22 protein-coding genes and 1 pseudogene are annotated in these 21,730 nt (G+C 61.1%); 9 read left to right on the top strand and 14 right to left on the bottom strand.

Translation table 11 applies throughout. From position 1 onward, the window contains the following. Positions 1–147 precede the first annotated feature (147 nt). A complete protein-coding gene (locus BLQ55_RS14360; protein ID WP_092254530.1) occupies positions 148–1,005 on the top strand; it encodes an SDR family oxidoreductase in 858 nt (285 codons plus the stop codon). Positions 1,006–1,131: 126 nt separating this feature from the next. Here BLQ55_RS14360 and BLQ55_RS14355 read toward each other — a convergent pair whose 3' ends face one another. The 6 genes from BLQ55_RS14355 to BLQ55_RS14330 form a co-directional block, all read right to left on the bottom strand. Beyond that, positions 1,132–1,872: a hypothetical protein gene (locus BLQ55_RS14355; protein WP_092204774.1), complete on the bottom strand. Its 741-nt coding sequence runs from the start codon at positions 1,870–1,872 to the stop codon at positions 1,132–1,134. Positions 1,873–1,927: 55 nt separating this feature from the next. Next, on the bottom strand, positions 1,928–2,308 hold the full coding sequence (locus tag BLQ55_RS14350; protein WP_014340863.1) for a RidA family protein: 381 nt from the start codon (positions 2,306–2,308) through the stop codon (positions 1,928–1,930). 36 nt (positions 2,309–2,344) lie between these two features. After that, on the bottom strand, positions 2,345–4,450 hold the full coding sequence (gene spoT / locus BLQ55_RS14345) for a bifunctional GTP diphosphokinase/guanosine-3',5'-bis pyrophosphate 3'-pyrophosphohydrolase (RefSeq protein ID WP_053126562.1): 2,106 nt from the start codon (positions 4,448–4,450) through the stop codon (positions 2,345–2,347). Positions 4,451–4,510: 60 nt separating this feature from the next. Then, positions 4,511–4,774, bottom strand: a complete 264-nt coding sequence (gene rpoZ / locus BLQ55_RS14340; RefSeq protein ID WP_003177259.1) for a DNA-directed RNA polymerase subunit omega — start codon at positions 4,772–4,774, stop codon at positions 4,511–4,513. 167 nt (positions 4,775–4,941) lie between these two features. Further along, entirely contained in the window at positions 4,942–5,562 is a 621-nt protein-coding gene (gmk, locus tag BLQ55_RS14335; RefSeq protein WP_092204773.1) for a guanylate kinase, read from the bottom strand. 12 nt (positions 5,563–5,574) lie between these two features. Next, positions 5,575–6,438 (bottom strand): YicC/YloC family endoribonuclease, encoded by an 864-nt coding sequence (locus BLQ55_RS14330; protein ID WP_092204772.1) that lies wholly within the window; start codon positions 6,436–6,438, stop codon positions 5,575–5,577. Positions 6,439–6,712: 274 nt separating this feature from the next. Here BLQ55_RS14330 and rph point away from each other — a divergent pair, with 274 nt between their 5' ends. The 3 genes from rph (at position 6,713) to gltS (ending at position 9,410) form a co-directional block, all read left to right on the top strand. Next, on the top strand, positions 6,713–7,435 hold the full coding sequence (gene rph / locus BLQ55_RS14325) for a ribonuclease PH (protein WP_092254527.1): 723 nt from the start codon (positions 6,713–6,715) through the stop codon (positions 7,433–7,435). A gap of 34 nt (positions 7,436–7,469) precedes the next feature. Next, the gene (locus tag BLQ55_RS14320) at positions 7,470–7,838 is read left to right on the top strand and encodes a DUF4870 domain-containing protein (RefSeq protein ID WP_092204771.1); all 369 of its coding nucleotides are present in this window, start codon (positions 7,470–7,472) and stop codon (positions 7,836–7,838) included. 363 nt (positions 7,839–8,201) lie between these two features. Further along, entirely contained in the window at positions 8,202–9,410 is a 1,209-nt protein-coding gene (gltS, locus tag BLQ55_RS14315) for a sodium/glutamate symporter (protein ID WP_092204770.1), read from the top strand. Between the two features lie 95 nt (positions 9,411–9,505). On the opposite strand, the gene BLQ55_RS14310 is transcribed toward gltS, so the two are convergent. Further along, complete coding sequence (locus tag BLQ55_RS14310) at positions 9,506–10,285, bottom strand: exodeoxyribonuclease III (protein WP_013694557.1); 780 nt, start codon at positions 10,283–10,285, stop codon at positions 9,506–9,508. A gap of 82 nt (positions 10,286–10,367) precedes the next feature. Here BLQ55_RS14310 and pyrE point away from each other — a divergent pair, with 82 nt between their 5' ends. Further along, the gene (gene pyrE, locus BLQ55_RS14305; protein WP_092254524.1) at positions 10,368–11,012 is read left to right on the top strand and encodes an orotate phosphoribosyltransferase; all 645 of its coding nucleotides are present in this window, start codon (positions 10,368–10,370) and stop codon (positions 11,010–11,012) included. A gap of 174 nt (positions 11,013–11,186) precedes the next feature. Here pyrE and argB read toward each other — a convergent pair whose 3' ends face one another. From argB to coaBC, 4 genes and pseudogenes are all read right to left on the bottom strand, one after another. Continuing rightward, positions 11,187–12,092 (bottom strand): acetylglutamate kinase, encoded by a 906-nt coding sequence (gene argB, locus BLQ55_RS14300; RefSeq protein ID WP_025216133.1) that lies wholly within the window; start codon positions 12,090–12,092, stop codon positions 11,187–11,189. Between the two features lie 27 nt (positions 12,093–12,119). Beyond that, positions 12,120–13,523, bottom strand: a pseudogene (locus tag BLQ55_RS14295) (phosphomannomutase/phosphoglucomutase); the annotation flags it as partial. Between the two features lie 252 nt (positions 13,524–13,775). Continuing rightward, positions 13,776–14,231 (bottom strand): dUTP diphosphatase, encoded by a 456-nt coding sequence (gene dut / locus BLQ55_RS14290; RefSeq protein ID WP_053126549.1) that lies wholly within the window; start codon positions 14,229–14,231, stop codon positions 13,776–13,778. Between the two features lie 4 nt (positions 14,232–14,235). Further along, the gene (coaBC, locus tag BLQ55_RS14285) at positions 14,236–15,444 is read right to left on the bottom strand and encodes a bifunctional phosphopantothenoylcysteine decarboxylase/phosphopantothenate--cysteine ligase CoaBC (RefSeq protein WP_046064467.1); all 1,209 of its coding nucleotides are present in this window, start codon (positions 15,442–15,444) and stop codon (positions 14,236–14,238) included. Between the two features lie 144 nt (positions 15,445–15,588). Here coaBC and radC point away from each other — a divergent pair, with 144 nt between their 5' ends. Next, a complete protein-coding gene (gene radC / locus BLQ55_RS14280) occupies positions 15,589–16,263 on the top strand; it encodes a RadC family protein (protein WP_092204767.1) in 675 nt (224 codons plus the stop codon). 59 nt (positions 16,264–16,322) lie between these two features. On the opposite strand, the gene BLQ55_RS14275 is transcribed toward radC, so the two are convergent. After that, positions 16,323–17,909 carry an ABC transporter substrate-binding protein gene (locus tag BLQ55_RS14275; protein ID WP_092254521.1) on the bottom strand — a complete coding sequence of 529 codons (1,587 nt, stop codon included), beginning with the start codon at positions 17,907–17,909 and terminating at the stop codon, positions 16,323–16,325. Between the two features lie 437 nt (positions 17,910–18,346). Between BLQ55_RS14275 and rpmB the strand changes: the two genes are divergently transcribed. Beyond that, complete coding sequence (rpmB, locus tag BLQ55_RS14270) at positions 18,347–18,580, top strand: 50S ribosomal protein L28 (RefSeq protein WP_003177273.1); 234 nt, start codon at positions 18,347–18,349, stop codon at positions 18,578–18,580. An 11-nt stretch (positions 18,581–18,591) separates the two neighbouring features. Next, the gene (gene rpmG / locus BLQ55_RS14265) at positions 18,592–18,747 is read left to right on the top strand and encodes a 50S ribosomal protein L33 (protein WP_003177274.1); all 156 of its coding nucleotides are present in this window, start codon (positions 18,592–18,594) and stop codon (positions 18,745–18,747) included. A gap of 76 nt (positions 18,748–18,823) precedes the next feature. Here the strand turns inward: rpmG and BLQ55_RS14260 are convergent, their stop codons facing one another. Further along, entirely contained in the window at positions 18,824–19,042 is a 219-nt protein-coding gene (locus tag BLQ55_RS14260; RefSeq protein WP_092204765.1) for a peptidase inhibitor, read from the bottom strand. Between the two features lie 166 nt (positions 19,043–19,208). Further along, positions 19,209–19,571 (bottom strand): cupin domain-containing protein, encoded by a 363-nt coding sequence (locus BLQ55_RS14255; RefSeq protein WP_092254518.1) that lies wholly within the window; start codon positions 19,569–19,571, stop codon positions 19,209–19,211. Positions 19,572–19,804: 233 nt separating this feature from the next. On the opposite strand from BLQ55_RS14255, the gene BLQ55_RS14250 reads away from it, so the two are divergent. Continuing rightward, positions 19,805–21,298, top strand: a complete 1,494-nt coding sequence (locus BLQ55_RS14250) for an aldehyde dehydrogenase (protein WP_060740066.1) — start codon at positions 19,805–19,807, stop codon at positions 21,296–21,298. Positions 21,299–21,730: the final 432 nt, after the last annotated feature.

Genomic DNA, 21,730 nt, shown 5'->3' with positions numbered 1-21,730 from the left:
CAGGCCTCGTGGGCCGAGAACAAAAGTGGCAGGCATTATTGCAAGTAATTCTTGTTAACAAAAGTAATACAGTTACTTTTTTTGTCCGATGGCTAGCCGCTCGTCCATCTCGGAGGCTAGTCTGCGGCTTTGCCAGAGGAGTTCTTGATGTCCGCGCCTTCTGTTTTGATCGCCGGCTGCGGTGATATCGGCGGCCGCCTGGCCCGCCAGTTATTGGCCGCACATTGGCAGGTCCATGGCCTGCGGCGTACGGTTTCGAGCCTGCCGGCCGGCGTCATCGGGGTGGCGGGGGATTTGTTCAGCGAGCAATGTCCTGCCGATTGGCCCACCGGGTCGCTGGATTACCTGGTGTACAGCGCCGCGGCCACCGACCATGACGAAGCGGGCTATCGCACGGCTTATGTCGAAGGCTTGCAGCATGTGTTGGGCTGGTTGCAGCAGCACGGGCAACGGCCCAAGCGCCTGCTGTTCGTGTCCAGCAGCAGTGTGTATGGGCAGCAGGCGGGGGAATGGGTCGATGAAACCTCGCCCACCGTGGCCGGTGGCTATTCCGGCCGGCTGATGCTCGAAGCCGAACAAGTGGCCCTGGACAGTGGCATACCCGCCAGCCGCGTGCGCCTGACCGGCATCTATGGGCCGGGCCGCGAATGGCTGCTGAACCAGGTACGCCAGGGCTACAGCGTGGTGGAGGATCCGCCCCTGTACGCCAACCGCATCCACGCCGACGACGCGGCGGGCCTGCTGGCCTTTCTGCTGGAAGCCGATCGCCAGGGCAAGCCCCTGGAAGACTGCTACATCGGCGTCGATGACGCTCCCGCCGCGTTGGCCGACGTGGTGGGCTGGCTGCGCGACTACCTGGGTGTCACCCAATGGGCCGAAAACGCCAGCGTCCGCCGCGCCGGTAGCAAACGCTGCAGCAACGCCCGGGCCAAGGCCCTGGGCTGGTCGCCGCGTTATCGGAGTTTTCGCGAGGGGTATGCGGCGATTCTGGAAGGGCGCTGCTGATTCGCCTGACACCCCCCAAAACAAACTGTGGGAGCGAGCTTGCTCGCGATGAGGCCCTGACAGTCAACATCAAGGTTGGCTGTTATACCGCTATCGCGATCAAGCTCGCTCCCTCAAGGTATCGGGCTACTGCTTTTCGAGCACCCACTGCCGGTTGCCCGGCGTGAACGATGGCATTTCATCGGCCAGCGCCGCGTTCACGGTCTGGAAAATTTCCAGGGTCTTGCCATTGCGGGCAAAGATCCAGGTGTTGCCCTGGCCGTTCTGTTGCAGCCAGATGTTGTCGTTGCCGCCGCTCATGGAGGCGCAATCGCCGGCCAGGCACAGGGCGTAACGGTCGGCGCCCGGCAGGCCGCTGACCTGGCCGTCGGGCTGGAATTGCACGGTGGCGCCCTGGCCGGGGCCGCTGGCGATGTTCCAGGTGCCGCCCAGGTAGGCGGCATACAGCGCGCGTTCGAAACTGGCACCGATGGGGGCGCCTTCCGGTACCTGGAGTTGCGCGCGGTCGAACACCTGCTGCGGTTCGTTCTCGGTGGCGGCCTGGCTCAATTGATTGCCGTCGCGCTTGAGTTCGCTGGCGGAGCTGCCGTAGAAATCGACTTTCCACGTGCCGTCTTCTTCGCCCAGCAGCTTGCCTTCGACGTTTTCAAAACCATTGGTGTAGCGCGCCTGGCCGGCCCGGGTGTTGATGTCCCATTCCAGGTTCGGGCCATAGCCTTGCAGCGCTTCGCGCAGCGGGCCGCCCTTGGCGGCAGCGTCGATGGCTGCCTGGTTGATCCAGGTGCCGCTGATGTCACGGTCGGCAGGGTCGCTGGCGCAACCGCCCAGGAAAAGGGCGAGCAGCGAGAAAGCAAGCGCTTTGCGCATGGTGGAATCCTTTCAAGACGAAAACGGCGCAGCGGGGGAGGCTGCGCCGACCTTATTACTCGATGACCAGGATGGCATCCATCTCAACCTGCGCGCCCTTTGGCAGGGCCGCCACGCCAATGGCGGCGCGGGCAGGGTAAGGCTGGTCAAAGTACTTGCCCATGATCTCGTTGACCTTGGCGAAGTGGCTCAGGTCGGTGAGGAAGATGTTCAGCTTGACGATGTCCTTGAAGGAACCACCGGCGGCCTCGGCCACGGCCTTGAGGTTTTCGAACACCTGCACGGTCTGGGCTTCGAAGCCTTCCACCAGCTCCATGGTCTTCGGGTCCAGCGGGATCTGGCCCGACATGTACACGGTGTTGCCGGCCTTGATCGCCTGGGAGTAGGTGCCGATGGCGGCTGGGGCCTTGTCGCTGGTGATAACGGTCTTGGTCATTGAGGACTCCTTGTAAGGAATAGGGCTATTGAGGCGCTATGCGCGCATGCGGGTGATGCGGATAACGCCGGTCAGGGCGCGCAGCTTCTTGATCACGCGGGCCAGGTGCACACGGTCGTGCACGCTGACCACCAATTGGACGACGCTGATGCGGCCATCGCGCTCGTCCATGCTGATTTTTTCGATATTGCCGTCGGCGGCGTTGACGCTGCTGGCCAGCAGCGCGATCAGGCCGCGCTGGTGCTCCAGCTCGACCCGCAGCTCGACGTTGAATTCACCGGTGACATCCTTGGCCCAGGAGAGCTGGATGCATTTTTCCGGGTTGTGGCGGATTTCGCTGATGTTGCGGCAGTTGTCCAGGTGCACCACCATCCCCTTGCCGGCGGACAGGTGGCCGACAATCGGGTCGCCCGGGATCGGCGTGCAGCACTTGGCATAGCTGAGCACCAGGCCTTCGGTGCCACGAATCGCCAGCGGGCCTTCGGGGCTTGGCAGTTGTTCGCCTTCGCCAAGCAGGCGGCGGGCGACGACATAGGCCATGCGATTGCCCAGGCCGATGTCTTCGAGCAGGTCTTCGATCAATTCGAGGCGGTATTCGTGGAGCATCACCTGCACGCGCTCGCCCGGGATCTTGTCCAGGGAGCTGTCGAAACCGTTCAGGACCTTGTTCAGCAGGCGTTCGCCGAGGCTGATGGATTCGGAGCGGCGTTGCAGTTTCAGCGCATGCCGGATGTGCGTACGGGCCTTGCCGGTGACCACGAAGTTGAGCCATGCCGGATTGGGCCGTGCGCCGGGGGCACTGACGATTTCCACCGTGGAGCCGCTTTGCAGCGGTTCGGACAGCGGTGCCAGGCGCCGGTTGATGCGACAGGCGATGCAACTGTTGCCGACGTCGGTGTGCACCGCATAGGCAAAGTCCACGGCCGTGGAGCCTTTGGGCAGCTCCATGATCCGGCCTTTGGGGGTGAAGACATAGACCTCGTCCGGGAACAGGTCGATCTTCACGCTCTCGATGAATTCCAGGGAATTGCCAGCGCGCTGCTGCATTTCCAACACACCCTTGACCCACTGCCGGGCACGGGCGTGGGTGCTCTTGGGTTGTTCGTCACCGCTGGATTTGTAGAGCCAATGGGCGGCGATGCCGTTGTTGGCCATCTCTTCCATTTCGCGGGTACGGATCTGGATTTCGATCGGGACGCCGTGCATGCCGAACAACGTGGTGTGCAGCGACTGGTAGCCGTTGGCCTTGGGGATCGCGATGTAATCCTTGAAGCGCCCCGGCAACGGTTTGTACAAATTATGTACAGCACCCAGCACGCGATAGCAGGTGTCGACCTTGTCGACGATGATCCGGAACGCGTAGACGTCCATGATCTCGTTGAAGGCCCGACGCTTGCCGCGCATTTTCTTGTAGATGCCGTAGAGGTGTTTCTGGCGCCCGCTGACTTCGCCTTCGATGCCGTCGATGGCCAGGCAGTGGCTCAGGGACTCTTCGATCTTGTTGACGATTTCCTTGCGGTTGCCCCGGGCGCGCTTGACGGCCTGGTTGATCCGCGCCGAACGCATCGGGTGCATGGCCTTGAAGCCGAGGTCTTCGAACTCGATGCGGATCGCGTGCATGCCCAGGCGATTGGCGATGGGGGCGTAGATTTCCAGGGTTTCCTTGGCGATGCGCCGGCGTTTTTCGCCGGACAGCACTTCCAGGGTGCGCATGTTGTGCAGGCGGTCGGCGAGCTTGACCAGGATCACGCGGATGTCGCGCGCCATGGCCATGGCCATCTTCTGGAAGTTCTCGGCCTGGGCTTCGGCCTTGGTCTCGAAGTTCATCTGGGTCAGCTTGCTGACCCCGTCGACCAGTTCGGCCACGGTTTCGCCGAACTGCGCTTGCAGCGCTTCCTTGGCAATGCCGGTGTCTTCGATCACGTCATGCAGCATCGCCGCCATCAGGCTCTGATGGTCCATGTGCATGTCGGCCAGAATGTTCGCCACGGCAAGCGGGTGCGTGACGTACGCCTCGCCGCTGCGGCGGCGTTGGCCGTCGTGGGCTTGTTCGGCGTAGAAATAGGCTCGGCGGACCAGGTTGACCTGGTCCGTGCCGAGGTAGGCCGATAAGCGATCGGCGAGGGCGTCTATGCTCGGCATGATGATGACTCCTGCCGTTCGCTGTGACCCCGCGCCGTGCTACGTCGACCAGGCATAGGCTTAGACCGCCTCGTTGGACTCGTCCTCGAACGCTGCGAACAGCGGTTCGTCTTCGACGATTTCAGCGTTGGCGATGAACTCGTAGCTCATCAGGCCCTCGGCGATTTCACGCAGCGCTACCACGGTAGGCTTGTCGTTTTCCCACTGGACCAATGGCTCTTTGCCGCCGGTGGCCAGTTGACGGGCACGCTTGGTAGAGAGCATGACCAGCTCAAAGCGGTTTTCCACGTGTTCTAGGCAGTCTTCAACGGTTACGCGGGCCATGGTATTCCTCGGAGCGAATGCAATATGCGCGCTGCCCGGTTGGGCGAGCGGACTCGACAGTTTAAAAAAACACCAGCGTTTAGGGAAGCGCTGATTTTTTAACCAAACCCCTCGGCGCGCTGCGAGTACCAATGTAAAGCCGTCGCAGCGGTTTTGGGAAGGGCTGTTCAGCCCAGCAGTTCGGCCAATAATTTACCGAAACGTTGCTGCTGGCGTTTCTGCTGCAGCTGGCTGGCGCGGAAAATCGCCTTCAGGTCGTCCAGCGCGTGGGCGAAATCGTCGTTGATGATCAGGTAATCGTAGTCGACGTAGTGGCTCATTTCGCTGACCGCTTCACGCATCCGGCCTTCGATGATTTCGTCGCTGTCCTGGCCGCGGTTGGTCAGGCGCTGGCGCAACGCCTGCTGGCTCGGCGGCAGGATGAAGATCGAACGGGCCTGGGGCATGAGCTTGCGTACTTGCTCGGCGCCTTGCCAGTCGATTTCCAGGATCAGGTCATGGCCTTCGTCGAGGGTCTGCTGCAGATAGCTTTGCGAGGTGCCGTAGAGGTTGCCGAAGACTTCGGCGCGTTCCAGGAAGTCGCCGTGTTCGGCCATTTTCACGAATTCTTCGCGGTCGACGAAGTGATAGTTCACGCCGTTCACTTCGCCCGGGCGCATGGCACGGGTGGTGTGCGAGACCGAGACGCGGATCTGCGGCTCGGCGTCGACCAGGGCCTTGACCAGGCTGGTCTTGCCGGCGCCCGAGGGCGCGGAAATGATGTAGAGAGTGCCAGTGCTGTGGGTCATGTCGGGTTAGCCTTACTCAATGTTCTGCACTTGTTCGCGCATTTGTTCGATCAACACCTTGAGGTTGACCGCCGCCTGGGTGCTGCGCGGGTCGAAGGCTTTGGAGCCCAGTGTATTGGCTTCGCGGTTGAGCTCCTGCATCAGGAAGTCCAGGCGGCGACCGGCCGCACCGCCGGACTTGAGCACCCGGCGAACTTCGATGATGTGGGTGCTCAGGCGATCCAGTTCTTCGGCCACGTCGCTCTTTTGCGCGAGCATGACCATTTCCTGTTCCAGTCGTTGCGGGTCCAGCTCGGCCTTCATGTCGGCGAAGCGATCAAGGACTTTCTGGCGCTGGGTGGCGAGCATCTGCGGGACCAGCTCGCGCAGGGTGCTGACGTCTTCTTCAATGGAGGCCAGGCGCTCGTTGATCAGCCGGGCCAGCTCCGCGCCTTCACGCTCGCGACCGGCCTTGAGTTCTTGCAAGCCTTGGTTGAACAGCGCCAGCGCCTCGGCGTTCAGCGCTTGCGGGTCGCTCGCATCACCCACCAGCACGCCGGGCCAGGCCAGGACCTCCAGCGGGTTCAGGGCGGCGGGGTTCTTGATCAGGCTGGCGACGGTTTCGGCGGCGGCAACCAATTGCGCGGCACGCTCGCGGTCCACTTGCAGGGTCTTGCCGGTATTTTCTTCGGTGAAACGCAGGGTGCATTCCAGCTTGCCCCGGGACAGGCCCTGGCGCAGCGCTTCGCGCACACCGCCTTCCAGGTCGCGGAAGGACTCGGGCAAGCGCAGGTGCGGCTCCAGGTAACGGCTGTTGACCGAGCGCAGTTCCCAGCTCAGCGTGCCTTGGGCCCCGGCTTTTTCGACGCGGGCGAAGGCGGTCATGCTGTGCACCATGGAGGTTCCTCGCAATGCAGGCCGCCCGACGGTGGTCGTGGGCCTGGGATCTGTGGATAAAAGCCCGAGGGCAGCAAAGGCGCAGGATTGTAGCGCAGTGGGGCGCAAGCGCCCAAACAGCTCCGGTAACAAAGCGGCGCAGCCCGTCGGCCGGGGCTTTGAGGGCGCTCGCCCGCGCCAGCTTTTTAGCGCTGTGTGACGTTTTAACTGCCCTCTGACGGTTCACGGCTCTATAATGCCAGGCAGTTTTCCGTCCTCTGTACAGGTGTTCCCTATGAAACGTCCAAGTGGTCGCGCTGCCGATCAGCTTCGCTCGATCCGCATTACCCGCAACTACACCAAACACGCCGAGGGATCTGTACTGGTCGAATTCGGTGATACCAAGGTCATCTGTACCGTCAGCGTCGAAAACGGCGTGCCGCGGTTCCTCAAGGGCCAGGGCCAGGGCTGGCTGACCGCCGAATACGGCATGCTGCCGCGCGCCACCGGCGAACGGAACCAGCGTGAGGCCAGCCGTGGCAAGCAGGGCGGTCGTACCCTGGAAATCCAACGGCTGATCGGCCGTTCGCTGCGCGCTGCGCTGGACATGTCCAAGCTGGGCGACGTGACGCTGTATGTCGATTGCGACGTGATCCAGGCCGATGGCGGCACCCGTACGGCCTCCATCACCGGGGCCATGGTTGCGCTGGTCGATGCCTTGAAAGTGATCAAGAAGCGCGGCGGCCTCAAGGGCGGCGACCCGCTCAAGCAAATAATCGCCGCTGTGTCCGTGGGCATGTACCAAGGCGAGCCGGTGCTGGACCTGGATTACCTGGAAGACTCCGCCGCCGAGACCGACCTGAACGTGGTCATGACCAGCGCCGGCGGTTTCATCGAAGTCCAGGGTACCGCCGAAGGCGCGCCGTTCCAGCCGGAAGATTTGAACGCTATGCTGGAGTTGGCGAAGAAAGGCATGAACGAGATCTTCGAATTGCAAAAGGCCGCGTTGGCCGACTGATCGATTCCCGCTTCAAGACAACAAGGAGAGCGTCATGAGTGATGAGCAAATCCTGCTGCCTCGGCCGAGCCAAGAGGCGCGTCAATGGGCAATGTTTTGTCACCTGTCCGCCTTGCTGGGGATCTGGATTCCGTTTGGCACGCTGATCGGGCCGTTGGTACTCTGGCAGCTCAAGCGTGAATCCGACCCTTTCATCGATGCCCAGGGCAAGGAAGCGCTGAACTTCCAGATCACCGTGGCGATTGCTTCGGCGATCTGCCTGTTGCTGATGATCGTGGTGATTGGCTTCTTCCTGTTCGGTCTGGTGGCCATCGGTGCGCTGGTGCTGACCATCATAGGTGGCGTGAAGGCCAATGAAGGGCAGCCGTATCGGTATCCGTTCACCTGGCGGCTGGTCAAATAACGACCAATGTCATGACTCATAGAATGCCCCGATTTATCGGGGCATTCTTTTTTAAGCAGAAATGTTTCTCTCAATGCAGGGCATTAAAATTGCCCGGCGCGTTATCGTGCGCATACATGTACCGCTCTTAAATTTTTAGTCACAACTCATGAAGTTTCAAGGCGGTCTATGTCCTTGGCAATAGCACTGATCGATTGATAGAGTTGCCCCAAGTTATATTCCTTTAGAAATATTTCGATATATTCAGACCATTGAAGGTCCTTGAATTCAAAGCCAATCAGTGTTGAGGCAATCAACCTGTTCAAGCGGCGTGCCCAGGTAAAAAGTTCGCCCTGAATAGATATATTCAAAGAATAAACACTTATGTTTCAGCTCGATTTCTATGGAACCCTTGTCGCCGCCTCTTTAGTGCTTTTGCTGGGGCGCGGTCTTGTTACACGTGTCGGCTTTCTACGCGCCTACAATATTCCCGAACCCGTGGCGGGAGGGTTGGTAGTTGCCCTGATTCTCCTGGCGTTACGGGGGCTTGAAGTTGAAGTGCGTTTTGATACTTCATTGCAAACACCCTTGATGCTGGCGTTTTTTGCCACGATTGGCCTGAGCGCGGATTTCGCCAGCTTGAAGAAAGGCGGGCGCGTGGTGGGGATTTTCCTGTTGGCGGTCACCGGTCTGCTGGTGGTCCAGAATGCCATGGGCATCGGACTCGCAAAAGCACTGGGGCTCGATCCGTTGATGGGATTGCTGACCGGTTCGATTACCTTGGCGGGCGGTCACGGCACCGGCGCGGCGTGGGGGACGGTGTTCAGCGAGAAGTTCGGTCTGGCTTCCGCCTCCGAACTTGCGATGGCTTCTGCGACGTTTGGCTTGGTGTTGGGTGGCCTGATCGGTGGGCCGGTTGCGCGCCTGCTCATCAAACGTGTGCAATCGCCCGGCAGCCTCGAGCCAGAAAAGCCCCGCGTACCCAAGGGCTTCGAACAGCCAAACAAGGAACGCTCGATTACGCCATTTTCGTTTATCGAGACGCTCGCCCTGATCGCGGTCAGCCTGTTGGCCGGCACGCTCCTGAATGGACAGCTCCACGACACCGCATTCGAGTTGCCGACGTTCGTTTGTGTCCTTTTCGTGGGCGTGATCCTGCGCAATGGGCTTTCGGCACTCGGCCTGTATCAAGTATTCGAGCGAGAAGTGTCCGTGCTCGGCAATGTCAGCTTGTCACTGTTCCTGGCGATCGCCTTGATGTCACTCAAGTTGTGGGACCTGGCGTCATTGGCCCTGCCGATCTTCATCATTCTGGCGGCCCAGACATTGGTCATGGCCCTGTTTGCGATTTTCGTGACGTTCAGGCTCATGGGCAGTCACTACGATGCCGCGGTATTGGCGGCGGGGCATTGTGGTTTCGGACTGGGCGCCACGCCAACGGCCATCGCCAACATGCAAGCCGTGACACAGCGCTACGGACCTTCGCAGATCGCGTTTCTGGTGGTGCCGATGGTGGGGGCGTTCTTCATCGACATCATTAACGTCATCGTCATCAAGTTGTACCTGGCCCTGCCGTTTTTTGCCGCGGCTTGATGATCGAGGCGCTAGCGCGCTCCATGAAAAATGCCCGTATCTTGCGATACGGGCATTTTTTGGGGCGGCCGGCCTGAAGGCTGTCGCCGATACGCTTAGATGGTCAGCGTCCAGTCGTAATCCACGATCAGCGGCGCATGCTGCGAGAACCGTGGCTGGCGCGGCAGGCGGGCGCTGCGTACGAAGCGGCGCAGCCCAGGCGTCAGCAACTGGTAGTCGAAACGCCAACCGAGGTTGAGCATTTCGGCCTGCTCGTTGTCCGGCCACCAGCTGTACTGGTCGCCTTCGCGGCTGACTTCGCGCAGGGCATCGACATAGCCCATGTTGCCAATGATCTCGTCCATCCAGGCCCGTTCCGGCGCCAGGAAGCCAGGAGATTGTTGGCTGTCGCGCCAGTTCTTGATATCCAGCTTCTGTTGCGCCACGTACAGCGAGCCACAATAGATGTACTCGCGACGTTTGCGCCGCTGTTTATCCAGGTAACGGGCGAAGTCGTCCATCAACTTGAATTTCTGATTCAAATCTTCATCGCCGTTCTGCCCCGAAGGGAGCAGTAAGGTCGCGATGCTGACCTTGTCGAAATCGGCTTGCAGGTAGCGCCCGTAGCGGTCCGCCGTCTCGAAACCGAGACCGTTGATGACAGCCTTCGGTTGCAGCCGCGAGTACAAAGCCACGCCACCCTGGGCGGGGACTTCGGCATCGCAGGCATAAAGGAAGTAACCATCCAGTTGGAAGGCTGCATCGTCCAGTTCAAAGGCGGAGGCGCGGGTGTCCTGCAGGCAGATGACGTCGGCATTCTGTGCTTGCAGCCAACTGAGCAAACCACGCTCCACTGCAGCCTGAATACCATTGACGTTCACACTGATGATCCGCATAAATGGCCCCAAAAATCACGTGCGTGTATGATACACGCCGTGTACCTATTTAGCTAAATCCGCGGTATTTGAGGCTTTTTTCATGCAGGCGTATCAGCGCGATTTCATTCGCTTTGCCATCGATCGCGGGGTTTTGCGCTTCGGTGAATTCACCCTCAAGTCCGGGCGCACCAGCCCGTACTTCTTCAATGCGGGCCTGTTCAACAGCGGAACCGCCCTGGCGCAGTTGGGCCGTTTCTATGCGGCGGCCATCGTCGAGAGCGGCATCCCGTTCGATGTATTGTTCGGCCCGGCCTACAAAGGCATCCCGCTGGCCGCCACCACCGCCGTCGCCCTGGCCGAACACCACGGCCGCGACCTGCCCTGGTGTTTCAACCGCAAGGAAGCCAAGGCCCACGGCGAAGGCGGCAGCCTGGTCGGCGCGCCGCTGACCGGCGATGTGTTGATCATCGACGACGTGATCACCGCCGGCACCGCCATTCGCGAAGTGATGCAGATCATCGCTTCCCAGGAAGGCGCCAAGGCGGCCGGTGTACTGATCGCCCTGAACCGTCAGGAGCGCGGCAACGGTGAGTTGTCGGCGATCCAGGAAGTGGAGCGCGATTTCGGCATCCCGGTGATCAGCATCGTGTCGCTGAACCAGGTGCTGGAGTTTTTGGCCGACGACCCGCAGCTCAAGCAGTATTTGCCGGCGGTTGAGGCTTATCGCGCGCAGTTTGGTGTCTAAAAGGCCTGCGCCAAGCCTTGTGGGAGCGAGCTTGCTTGCGATAGCGGCTTATCATTCAGCATTTTATTACTGACCCACCGCTATCGCGAGCAAGCTCGCTCCCACAGTAGGTAGTCAGACAAAAAAAGACCCCGCTCAACCAGGTTGAGCAGGGTCTTTTTTTACCGGTATCGCTTAAGGACGCTTGCGATTGCTGATCAGCGTACCCACACCCGTATCGGTGAAGATCTCCAGCAGAATCGCATTCGGCACCCGGCCGTCGATGATCAGCGAGCTGCCGACGCCGCCCTGCACCGCTTCCAGCGCGCAACGAATCTTCGGCAGCATGCCGCCGTAGATGGTGCCATCGGCGATCAGGTCATCTACCTGCTGGGTCGACAACCCGGTCAGGACCTTGCCGGTCTTGTCCATCAGGCCGGCGATGTTGGTCAGCAGCATCAGCTTTTCAGCTTTCAGTGCCTCGGCAACCTTGCCCGCCACCAGGTCGGCGTTGATGTTGTACGACTCGCCGTTGGCACCCACGCCGATAGGCGCGATCACCGGGATGAAATCGCCCTTGACCAGCAGGTTCAGCAGGTCGGTGTTGATGCCGACCACTTCGCCCACGTGACCGATGTCGATGATTTCCGGCTGGGTCATCTCCGGCGTCTGGCGGGTGACGGTGAGTTTCTTCGCCCGGATCAGCTCGGCGTCCTTGCCCGTCAGGCCAATGGCGCTGCCGCCATGGCGGTTGATCAGGTTGACGATGTCCTTGTTGACTTGGCCGCCGAGGACCATTTCCACCACATCCATGGTCTGTGCGTCAGTCACGCGCATGCCGTCGATGAAGTGGCTCTCGATCGACAGGCGCTTGAGCAGGTCGCCGATTTGCGGGCCGCCGCCGTGGACCACCACCGGGTTGATGCCCACGGCCTTCATCAGCACGATGTCGCGGGCGAAGCCGGTTTTCAGCTCCTCGCTTTCCATCGCGTTGCCGCCGTATTTGATCACCAGGGTCTTGCCGACGTAGCGTCGGATATAAGGCAACGCTTCGGACAGGACCTTGGCGGTGTTGGCGGCGGCTTCGCGTTCGAGGGTCATTCAGGGCTCCGGTAGTGCTTCAAAAAATCAAAACGGTAGTTGGAGATCAGGTGCAACACGTTTGAGTTGGGTGTGGAACACGTCCTTGATGCGCTGCAGTTCGGCCTCGTTGTCGGCCTCGAAACGCAGCACCAGCACCGGGGTGGTGTTGGACGCGCGAACCAGGCCCCAGCCTTGTGGGTAGTCGACCCGTACACCGTCGATGGTGGTCAGTTCGGCGCCTTCGCCCCACTGGGCGTCGTGCAGTGCATCAATGATGCTGAATTTGCTCTCTTCGGTCACATGGATATTGATTTCCGGCGTAGAAATATCGTTCGGGAAGGTCGCGAACAGTTCTTCGGCCGTGGATTTTTCCTTGCTGAGGATCTCCAGCAGGCGCGCGGCGCTGTAGATACCGTCGTCGAAACCGAACCAGCGCTCCTTGAAGAAGATGTGGCCGCTCATTTCACCGGCCAGCAGGGCGCCGCTCTGTTTCATTTTCTTCTTGATCAACGAATGACCGGTTTTCCACATCAGCGGGCGACCGCCATATTCCTTGATCAGCGGGACCAGGCGACGGGTGCACTTAACGTCGAAGATGATTTCGGCGTTCGGATTGCGCGCCACCACGTCGCGAGCGAACAGCATCAACAGGCGATCGGGGAACACCACGCTGCCGGTATTGGTCACCACGCCGACGCGGTCGCCGTCGCCGTCGAAGGCCAGGCCCAGGTCGGCGTTGGTTTCCTTGACCTTGGCGATCAGGTCTTGCAGGTTTTCCAGTTTGCCCGGGTCCGGGTGGTGGTTAGGGAAGTTGCCGTCCACGTCGCAGAACAGCGGGATGACTTCGCAGTTCAGGGCCTCGATCAGTTGCGGAGCGATTACGCCGGCCGCACCGTTGCCGCAGTCGACCACCACTTTCAGGCGTCGGGCGAGCTTCACGTCCTTGACGATCTCATCGTTGTAGCGCTCGAGGATGTTGACCTTGGTCACGCTGCCCTGGCCGCTGCTCAGGTCGTTGGTCTTGAGGCGGGTATGCAGGGCCTGGATCTGCTCGTTGGCGAGGGTGTCGCCGGCGATGACGATCTTGAAGCCGTTGTAGTTCGACGGGTTGTGGCTGCCGGTGAGCATGACCCCGGACTTGCCGGCCAGCACGTTGGCGGCGTAGTACAGCGCTGGCGTGGGCACCAGGCCCACATCACTGACGTGGCAGCCGCTGTCGGCAACGCCTTTGATCAATTGTTCGACCAGCTCGGGGCCCGACAAGCGGCCGTCGCGGCCGACGCACACGTTCGGTTCACCCTGGGCCAGGCTCTGGGAGCCAATGGCGCGACCGATCCAGTAGGCGGTTTCGGCCGTGAGGGTTTCCGGTACCACGCCACGGATGTCGTAGGCGCGGAAGATGCTATCAGGGAAGATCGGGGCGATTGCGGCTGGGGTGTTCATGGGCGGGGCGCTCTATCAGGAAAGTGACTGGACAGGCCGACGCTGGGCGTCGGCAGGCTCAAGCTGAAGGGTATGACGGCGTTTTTGACAGAGAGTTCGTGGTGGGAAATTGCCATGAGACAGCGTTACCCCGGTCTTCCTCGCCTAATACATTGATTCCGGATGGGAAACCTAGCAGAAAGCCATTGCGCATTTTTTGTCCTGAAACAGAAGCTTCACAAACGGGCCGGGCAGGACGCCCAGCCCGGAACCGCACGGTCAATGGCTGCCGGAATGCCCGAATCCACCGGCGCCGCGCTGGCTCTCGTCGAATTCCTCGACCAGTTCGAAGTGGGCCTGGACCACCGGCACCAGTACCAGCTGCGCGATGCGCTCGCCCACCGCAATATTGAAGGCCGTTTGGCCGCGATTCCAGCACGACACCATCAATTCGCCCTGGTAGTCGGAATCGATCAGGCCCACCAGGTTGCCCAGCACGATGCCGTGCTTGTGGCCCAGGCCCGAGCGCGGCAGGATCAGCGCGGCCAGGCCCGGGTCGCCGATGTACACCGACAGGCCGGTAGGAATCAGCAGGGTCTGGCCTGGTTCCAGGATCGTGTCCTGCTTGAGCATCGCCCGCAGGTCGAGGCCGGCGGAGCCCGGTGTGGCGTATTGCGGCAGCGGGAATTCGCTACCGATGCGTGGGTCGAGGATCTTGGCTTGTAAGGCGTGCATGACATTAAACCTGGTTCAGACGTTCGGCGATAAAAGTGATCAGCTGGCGGGCAATCTTGCTCTTGCTGGTCTGGGCGAAAAGCGTGGCGTGCAACTGGCGGTCGATCACGCTGCAGGCGTTTTCTTCGCTGTTGAAGCCGATGCTCGGATTGGCGACGTCGTTGGCGACGATCAAGTCGAGGTTCTTGTCCTTGAGCTTGCGGGCGGCGTAATCGAGCAGGTGTTCGGTCTCGGCGGCGAAGCCGACACTGAACGGACGGTCGGGGCGGGTGGCGATGCTGGCCAGGATGTCCGGGTTGCGCACCATTTGCAGTAGCAGGCCGTCGCCGCTTGCAGGGTCTTTCTTCAATTTTTGCGGGGCAACGACTTCGGGGCGGTAGTCCGCTACCGCAGCCGAGGCGATGAACAGGTCGCAGGGGATGGCCGCTTCACAGGCCGCGAGCATGTCCCGGGCACTGACCACGTCGATGCGCGTGACCCGGTCCGGGGTTGGCAAGTGCACGGGACCGGTGATCAGCGTGACCCGGGCGCCGGCTTCCACGGCGGCTTCGGCCAGGGCGAAGCCCATTTTCCCGGAGCTGTGGTTGGTGATGTAGCGCACCGGGTCGATGTTTTCCTGGGTCGGCCCGGCGGTGATCAGCACGTGCTTGCCGGTCAGGGCCTGGCGCTGGAAGCAGTCTGCGGCGCACTGGGCCAGGTCCGTGGCTTCGAGCATGCGGCCCATGCCGACATCGCCGCAGGCCTGGCTGCCGGAGGCCGGGCCAAAGACTTTCAGGGCGCGGCTTTCCAGCAATTGCAGGTTGGCCTGGGTGGCCGGGTCGCGCCACATGGCCTGGTTCATGGCGGGGGCGACGGCCACCACGGCGTCCGTGGCGAGCACCAGGGTGGTCAACAGGTCGTCGGCGATGCCCTGGGCCAGGCGGGCGATCAGGTCAGCCGTGGCCGGGGCGATCAGCACCAGGTCGGCCCACTTGGCCAGTTCGATATGGCCCATGGCGGCTTCGGCCGCCGGGTCGAGCAAGTCCAGGTGGACCGGGTGCCCCGACAGGGCTTGCATGGTCAGTGGGGTAATGAACTCGCTGCCGCCACGGGTCATGACGACCCGTACTTCCGCGCCCTGGTCGATGAGTCGGCGAACCAGCTCGGCGCTCTTGTAGGCGGCAATGCCGCCGCCGACGCCCAGAACGATGCGTTTCCGATACAGCCGCTGCATAGGCCTGCCTTTCGATTTCAGTGGTCAGTGCAGGGCGAACCCCTTGGCAGCAGCTGCCAGGGCGCAAATCGCCTGCAAAAAAGATGGGCTACGATATCACAGCGACCGCTACGGAACAGCGGCGCCCACAATCAGGGAGATGCCATGAGTATTCGCGATTGGCCTGCGGCCGAGCGGCCGCGGGAGAGGTTATTGGCGCTGGGGGCTGGGAGTCTTTCGGACGCCGAGCTGCTGGCGATTTTTTTACGAACCGGCGTGTCCGGCAAAAGCGCGGTGGATCTGGCGCGACAACTGTTGATTCAATTTGGCAGCCTGCGCGCGCTGCTTGAAGCGGATCAGATCACATTCAGTAGTCACATGGGGCTCGGGCCGGCGAAGTTTGCCCAACTGCAGGCGGCTCAGGAAATGAGTCGGCGGCATTTGGCTGAACGGGCGCGGGAAAAGACCATGCTGGAAAGCCCGTTCGCGGTTCGTGAATACCTCAAGTCCATGCTGCGTCACGAACCCCACGAGGTGTTCGGTTGCCTGTTTCTCAACGCCAAGCACCAGGTGCTGACCTTCGAGGCGCTGTTCCGCGGTTCTATCGACAGCGCCAGTGTCCATCCCCGGCAGGTGGTCAAGCGCGCCCTGGCCCACAACGCCGCTGCGTTGATCCTGTGCCACAACCACCCCTCCGGCAACACCGAGCCCAGCCAGGCCGACCGGGTGCTCACCGAGCGGCTCCAAGAGGCCCTGGAATTGATCGACGTGCGGGTGCTCGACCACTTCATTGTTGGCGATGGGGAGCCGCTGTCGATGGCGGAGTATGGGTGGATGTAGGCAGGGTCATGCTTGAATAATCCCTTGTGGGAGCAAAGCTCCCACAAGAGGGGCTGTGGTTACTTGAGGCTCACCTTGGAGTAATCCTGCCGCCCAAACGGGCTCACCGCATAACCTTGCACATCCTTGCGGGTCAGCGCGAAGGCGGTGGGGTGCGCCAGGGGCAGCCACAGGGCCTGCTGCTGGATCTGGGCCTGGGCCTGCTCGTAGAGCTTGGCGCGCACGCCTTGTTCGCCGGTGGTCTTGCCGGCGCTGATCAGTTTGTCCAGGTCCGGGTTGCAGTAGCGGGCGAAGTTGGTCCCGGACTTGAGCGCCGCGCAGGAAAACTGCGGGGTGAGGAAGTTGTCCGGGTCGCCGTTGTCGCCGGCCCAGCCCATGAACAGCAGGTCATGTTCGCCGGCCTTGGCGCGGCGGATCAGTTCGCCCCATTCGATCACGCGGATTTCCGCCTGGATGCCGATCTGCGCCAGGTCGGATTGCAGCAACTGGGCGCCAACGCTGGGGTTGGGGTTGAGCAGGCTGCCGGAAGGGCGGGTCCAGATGGTGGTCTGGAAGCCTTCCTTCAAGCCGGCCTTGGCCAGCAGGTCACGGGCCTTCGCCGGGTCATGGGCGTAGCCGGGCAGGTTTTTGGCATAGCTCCAGGTGTTGGGCGGGTAGGGGCCGTTGGCGGCTTCGGCGGTGCCTTCGAAGACGGTCTTGAGGTAGCTGGCCTTGTCGAAGGCCAGGTTGATGGCTTGGCGCACCTCAGGCTTGTCCAGTGGCGGATGCTGGCTGTTGATCGCCACGAACGCGGTCATGAAGGCGTCGGTCTGGGCCACGCTCAGGGTCGGCTCCTGCCGGGCGGCCTGCACATCCAGCGGCTTGGGCGACAAGGCGATCTGGCATTCGTTGCGGCGCAGTTTCTGCAGGCGCACATTGGCATCCGGCGTGATGGCGAAGACCAGCGGGTCCACTTTGGGCTTGCCGCCGAAATAGGCGTCATTGGCCTTGTAGCGGATCGAGGCGTCCTTCTGGAGCCGGCTGAAGATGAACGGGCCGGTGCCGATCGGCTGGTTGTTGAGTTTTTCCGGCGTGCCGGCCTGCATCAGTTGATCGGCGTATTCGGCCGAATAGATGGAGGCAAAGCCCATGCTCAACGTTGCCAGGAAGGTCGAATCGGCGTGATCGAGGGTGAACCGCACGGTCAGCGGGTCCAGGGCGTCGATTTTCTTGATCAGCGCCGGCAATTGCATGGATTGGGCGTGGGGGAAGCCGCTTTGCGCAACCTTGTGCCACGGGTTCGCCGGGTCGAGCATGCGCTCGAAGCTGAACTTCACGTCCTCGGCGGTCAGGTCGCGGCGCGGCGTGAAGTACTCGGTGTGATGGAACTTGACCTGTGGTCGCAGCTTGAACACGTAGGTCAGGCCATCGGTAGAGATTTCCCAGCGCTCGGCCAGGCTGGGGATCACTTTGCCGCTGGCGGTATCGAAATCCACCAGGCGGTTCATCAGCACGTCGGCGGAGGCGTTGGTGGTGGTCAGGGAGTTGTACTGGACGACATCGAACCCTTCCGGGCTGGCTTCGGTGCAGACGCTCAGGGCGGCGGCCCAGGCCTGCGGGGTGATCAGCAGAGGGGCGAGCAACAACGGTAGGGCAGCGAGGCGCATGGTCGGTTTCCTGTGCAAGTCGGAGGCCCATCTGCGAGTGCAGTCTGGAAAAGGCCTACCCTAGTGGGCTCGCTGCCAAATGACTATCCCCTTTTTGCATTTTCCGGCACTCTGCGGCGACGGTATGGGTGGCCAGAACCTGGCGCATGTGAAAAAAACCTGTGTGCAGCGACGAGCGGTCAGGGGCCGTGCCAGCCTCTGCCCCAGCCGTCCGGGGCGGTGAGCCGATGTTTCTTCAGGAAGACAAATCACATCGACTGTTGTTGCACGGTGGTCTTTCTGGTATAAAGCAGCGCTCTTTTCTAGGGGCCCGGTTCCTTCACTGTAGGTGTAGCCGGTAAGACCCTTAAAGAAACGCGGCGCCTGGCGCCAAATGACTGAGAGATTAAGCGGCCAACCCATGCCGGGTTGGGCATGTGGTTTTAGAGGGCTGAGGCATGTCGAGAGTCTGTCAAGTTACCGGTAAGGGTCCGGTGACTGGGAATAACATTTCCCACGCAAACAACAAAACCCGTCGTCGTTTCCTGCCGAACCTGCAGCATCACCGCTTCTGGGTTGAAGAAGAGAAACGTTTTGTGCGTCTGCGCGTATCTGCCAAGGGCATGCGCATCATCGACAAGCGTGGCATCAGTGTCGTGCTGGCCGAACTTCGTCGCGATGGCAAGGTTTAAGGGAGCTAATCATGCGTGAATTGATTCGTTTGATCTCGAGCGCCGGTACTGGTCACTTCTACACTACCGACAAGAACAAGCGTACTACCCCGGACAAAATCGAGATCAAGAAATATGATCCGGTTGTTCGCAAGCACGTGATCTACAAGGAAGGCAAAATCAAGTAATTGATTTTTCCCTCTTACAAAAAAGGCCCGTATCGCGAGATACGGGCCTTTTTTGTTGGGTCGGCGAAGCTGCCGATCAGCCGCAGTGGATGCTGACAATGATTCTGTCGGCATTGGTGTGCAGGTTGATGCGTCGCGGACGCAGGTCCCAGCTCGAAGGATACTTCGGCCCCGTGGCGCGTACGGGAGCCCCGTTGGCCAGGGCGCGAACCTCTTCAAGCAGCTCGGGGGTGCATTTTTGGCCGATGGTGTATCGGGCGATGGCCAGGTCGCATTGATCGGGTAAGACGGGCATGTTTGCCTCCTTGCAAATGATAGGTCAGGGCGTTCACCCGTCGGGCTGACCGCACGTCCTGTGCGTAGCCGTCGCGACGATAAAATGTGTGACGCCCGCCAGCAGTCTCATCTGTTTCGCGGGTGATTGACCAGCCCTAGAGTGTCAGCTGCTTTTTCAGTCGGGCTCAGGCCTTCTGCTCGAACACCACGTAGATCTTGCGGCACGGCTCCAGCACTTCCCAGGTGCCCTTGAACCCGGCCGGGATCACGAAGCGGTCGCCGGCCCGCAGGGTCTTGGCGTTGCCATCGTTGTCCCGCAACACGGAAACGCCCTGGACGATCTCGCAGTATTCATGCTCGATGTAATTGACCGTCCACTGGCCGACGGCGCCTTCCCATACGCCAGCGTTCATTTGCCCACAAGGGCTGCTGTAGTGGTTGAACACGGTTTGCTCGGGATCGCCCTTGAACACCTTGGCCGGGTCCGGGCGATAACGCTCGGCGGTGGTATTGGCCTGGCTGAAGTCGACGATGTCCTGAATGCTCATGCGGGTGATCCCCAGTGATCGCTTGGAAGGCCTCGAGTCTATGTTTATTAAAACGAACATCGCAAGGCCGTTTGCCACTGATGTGTCAAATATATTGAAACATGACCGGCCGCTGGTTTAGGGTGGCGGGTGCCCTATGCCGAAAACAGCGCCGAAACAGGCTGGCCGGGCAGAATTCTTTTGAGCGCTGCGCATTGCGCGGCGTTCGTACTCAATAAGAGGAGGACACACGCATGACCACCCTGACTCGTACCGATTGGGAGCAACGCGCCCGCGACCTGAAGATCGAAGGCCGCGCCTTCATCAACGGTGAGTACACCGATGCGGTGTCCGGCGAAACGTTCGATTGCCTCAGCCCGGTCGATGGCCGCCTGCTGGGCAAGATCGCCAGCTGCGACGTGGCCGACGCCCAGCGTGCCGTCGAAAATGCCCGCGCCACCTTCAACTCCGGCGTCTGGTCGCGCCTGGCGCCAAGCAAACGCAAAACCACCATGATCCGTTTCGCCGGCTTGCTCAAGCAGCATGCCGAGGAACTGGCACTGCTGGAAACCCTGGACATGGGCAAGCCGATCAGCGATTCGCTGAACATCGACGTGCCCGGCGCGGCCCAAGCGTTGAGCTGGAGCGGTGAAGCCATCGACAAGCTCTACGACGAAGTGGCGGCCACCCCGCACGATCAACTGGGCCTGGTGACCCGTGAGCCGGTGGGTGTCGTGGGGGCTATCGTGCCCTGGAACTTCCCGTTGATGATGGCCTGCTGGAAGCTCGGCCCGGCGCTGTCCACCGGTAACTCGGTGGTGCTCAAGCCGTCGGAAAAATCCCCGTTGACCGCCATCCGTATCGCTGCGCTGGCGATCGAGGCCGGCATTCCGAAAGGCGTGCTGAACGTGTTGCCAGGCTACGGCCACACCGTCGGCAAGGCCCTGGCCCTGCATATGGACGTCGATACGCTGGTGTTCACCGGTTCGACCAAGATCGCCAAGCAACTGATGATCTATTCCGGCGAATCCAACATGAAGCGCATCTGGCTGGAAGCCGGTGGCAAGAGCCCGAACATCGTGTTCGCCGATGCCCCGGACCTGCAAGCTGCCGCCGAATCCGCTGCCAGCGCCATCGCCTTCAACCAGGGCGAAGTCTGCACCGCCGGCTCGCGACTGTTGGTGGAGCGCTCCATCAAGGACACGTTCCTGCCGCTGGTGATCGAAGCCCTCAAAGGCTGGAAGCCGGGCAATCCCCTGGACCCGGCCACCAACGTCGGCGCCCTGGTCGATACCCAGCAGATGAATACAGTGCTGTCCTACATCGAGGCTGGCCATAGCGATGGCGCCAAACTGGTGGCCGGTGGCAAGCGCATCCTTGAGGAAACCGGCGGCACGTACGTCGAGCCGACGATTTTCGACGGTGTGAGCAACGCCATGAAAATCGCCCAGGAAGAGATCTTCGGCCCGGTATTGTCGGTCATCGCCTTCGACACCGCCGAGCAGGCCATCGAGATCGCCAACGACACGCCGTATGGCCTGGCCGCAGCGGTATGGACCAAGGACATCTCCAAGGCTCACCTGACCGCCAAGGCCCTGCGTGCCGGCAGCGTATGGGTTAATCAGTACGACGGCGGCGACATGACCGCACCGTTCGGTGGCTTCAAGCAGTCGGGCAACGGTCGCGACAAGTCGCTGCATGCATTCGACAAATACACCGAACTGAAGTCGACCTGGATCAAGCTCTGACAGTGACGGCCCCGGATCTTGTCCGGGGTCTCATGCAGCGCTGATTCCCTCTGTGGGAGCGAGCTTGCTCGCGATAGCGGTACGACAGTCGACGACGTTGTTGAATGTTGCGCCGCCATTGCGAGCAAGCTCGCTCCTACATTGGTCGGGGATGGACGGAAGATTGGCGGCCAACACAAATCCCCTGTGGGAGCGAGTTTGATCGCGATAGCGGTACGACAGTCGACGACGTTGTTGAATGTTGCGCCGCCATTGCGAGCAAGCTCGCTCCTACATTGGTCGGGGATGGACGGAAGATTGGCGGCCAACACAAATCCCCTGTGGGAGCGAGCTTGCTCGCGATAGCGGTACGACAATCGACGAATTTGTTGAATGTTGCGCCGTCATCGCGAGCAAGCTCGCTCCCACAATGTTTTGGGTGATGGTTCGGAT

The sequence above is a fragment of the Pseudomonas sp. NFACC13-1 genome (assembly GCF_900104425.1).
Lineage (GTDB): Bacteria > Pseudomonadota > Gammaproteobacteria > Pseudomonadales > Pseudomonadaceae > Aquipseudomonas > Aquipseudomonas fluorescens_AA.
This window is presented reverse-complemented; position numbering and strand designations above follow the sequence as displayed.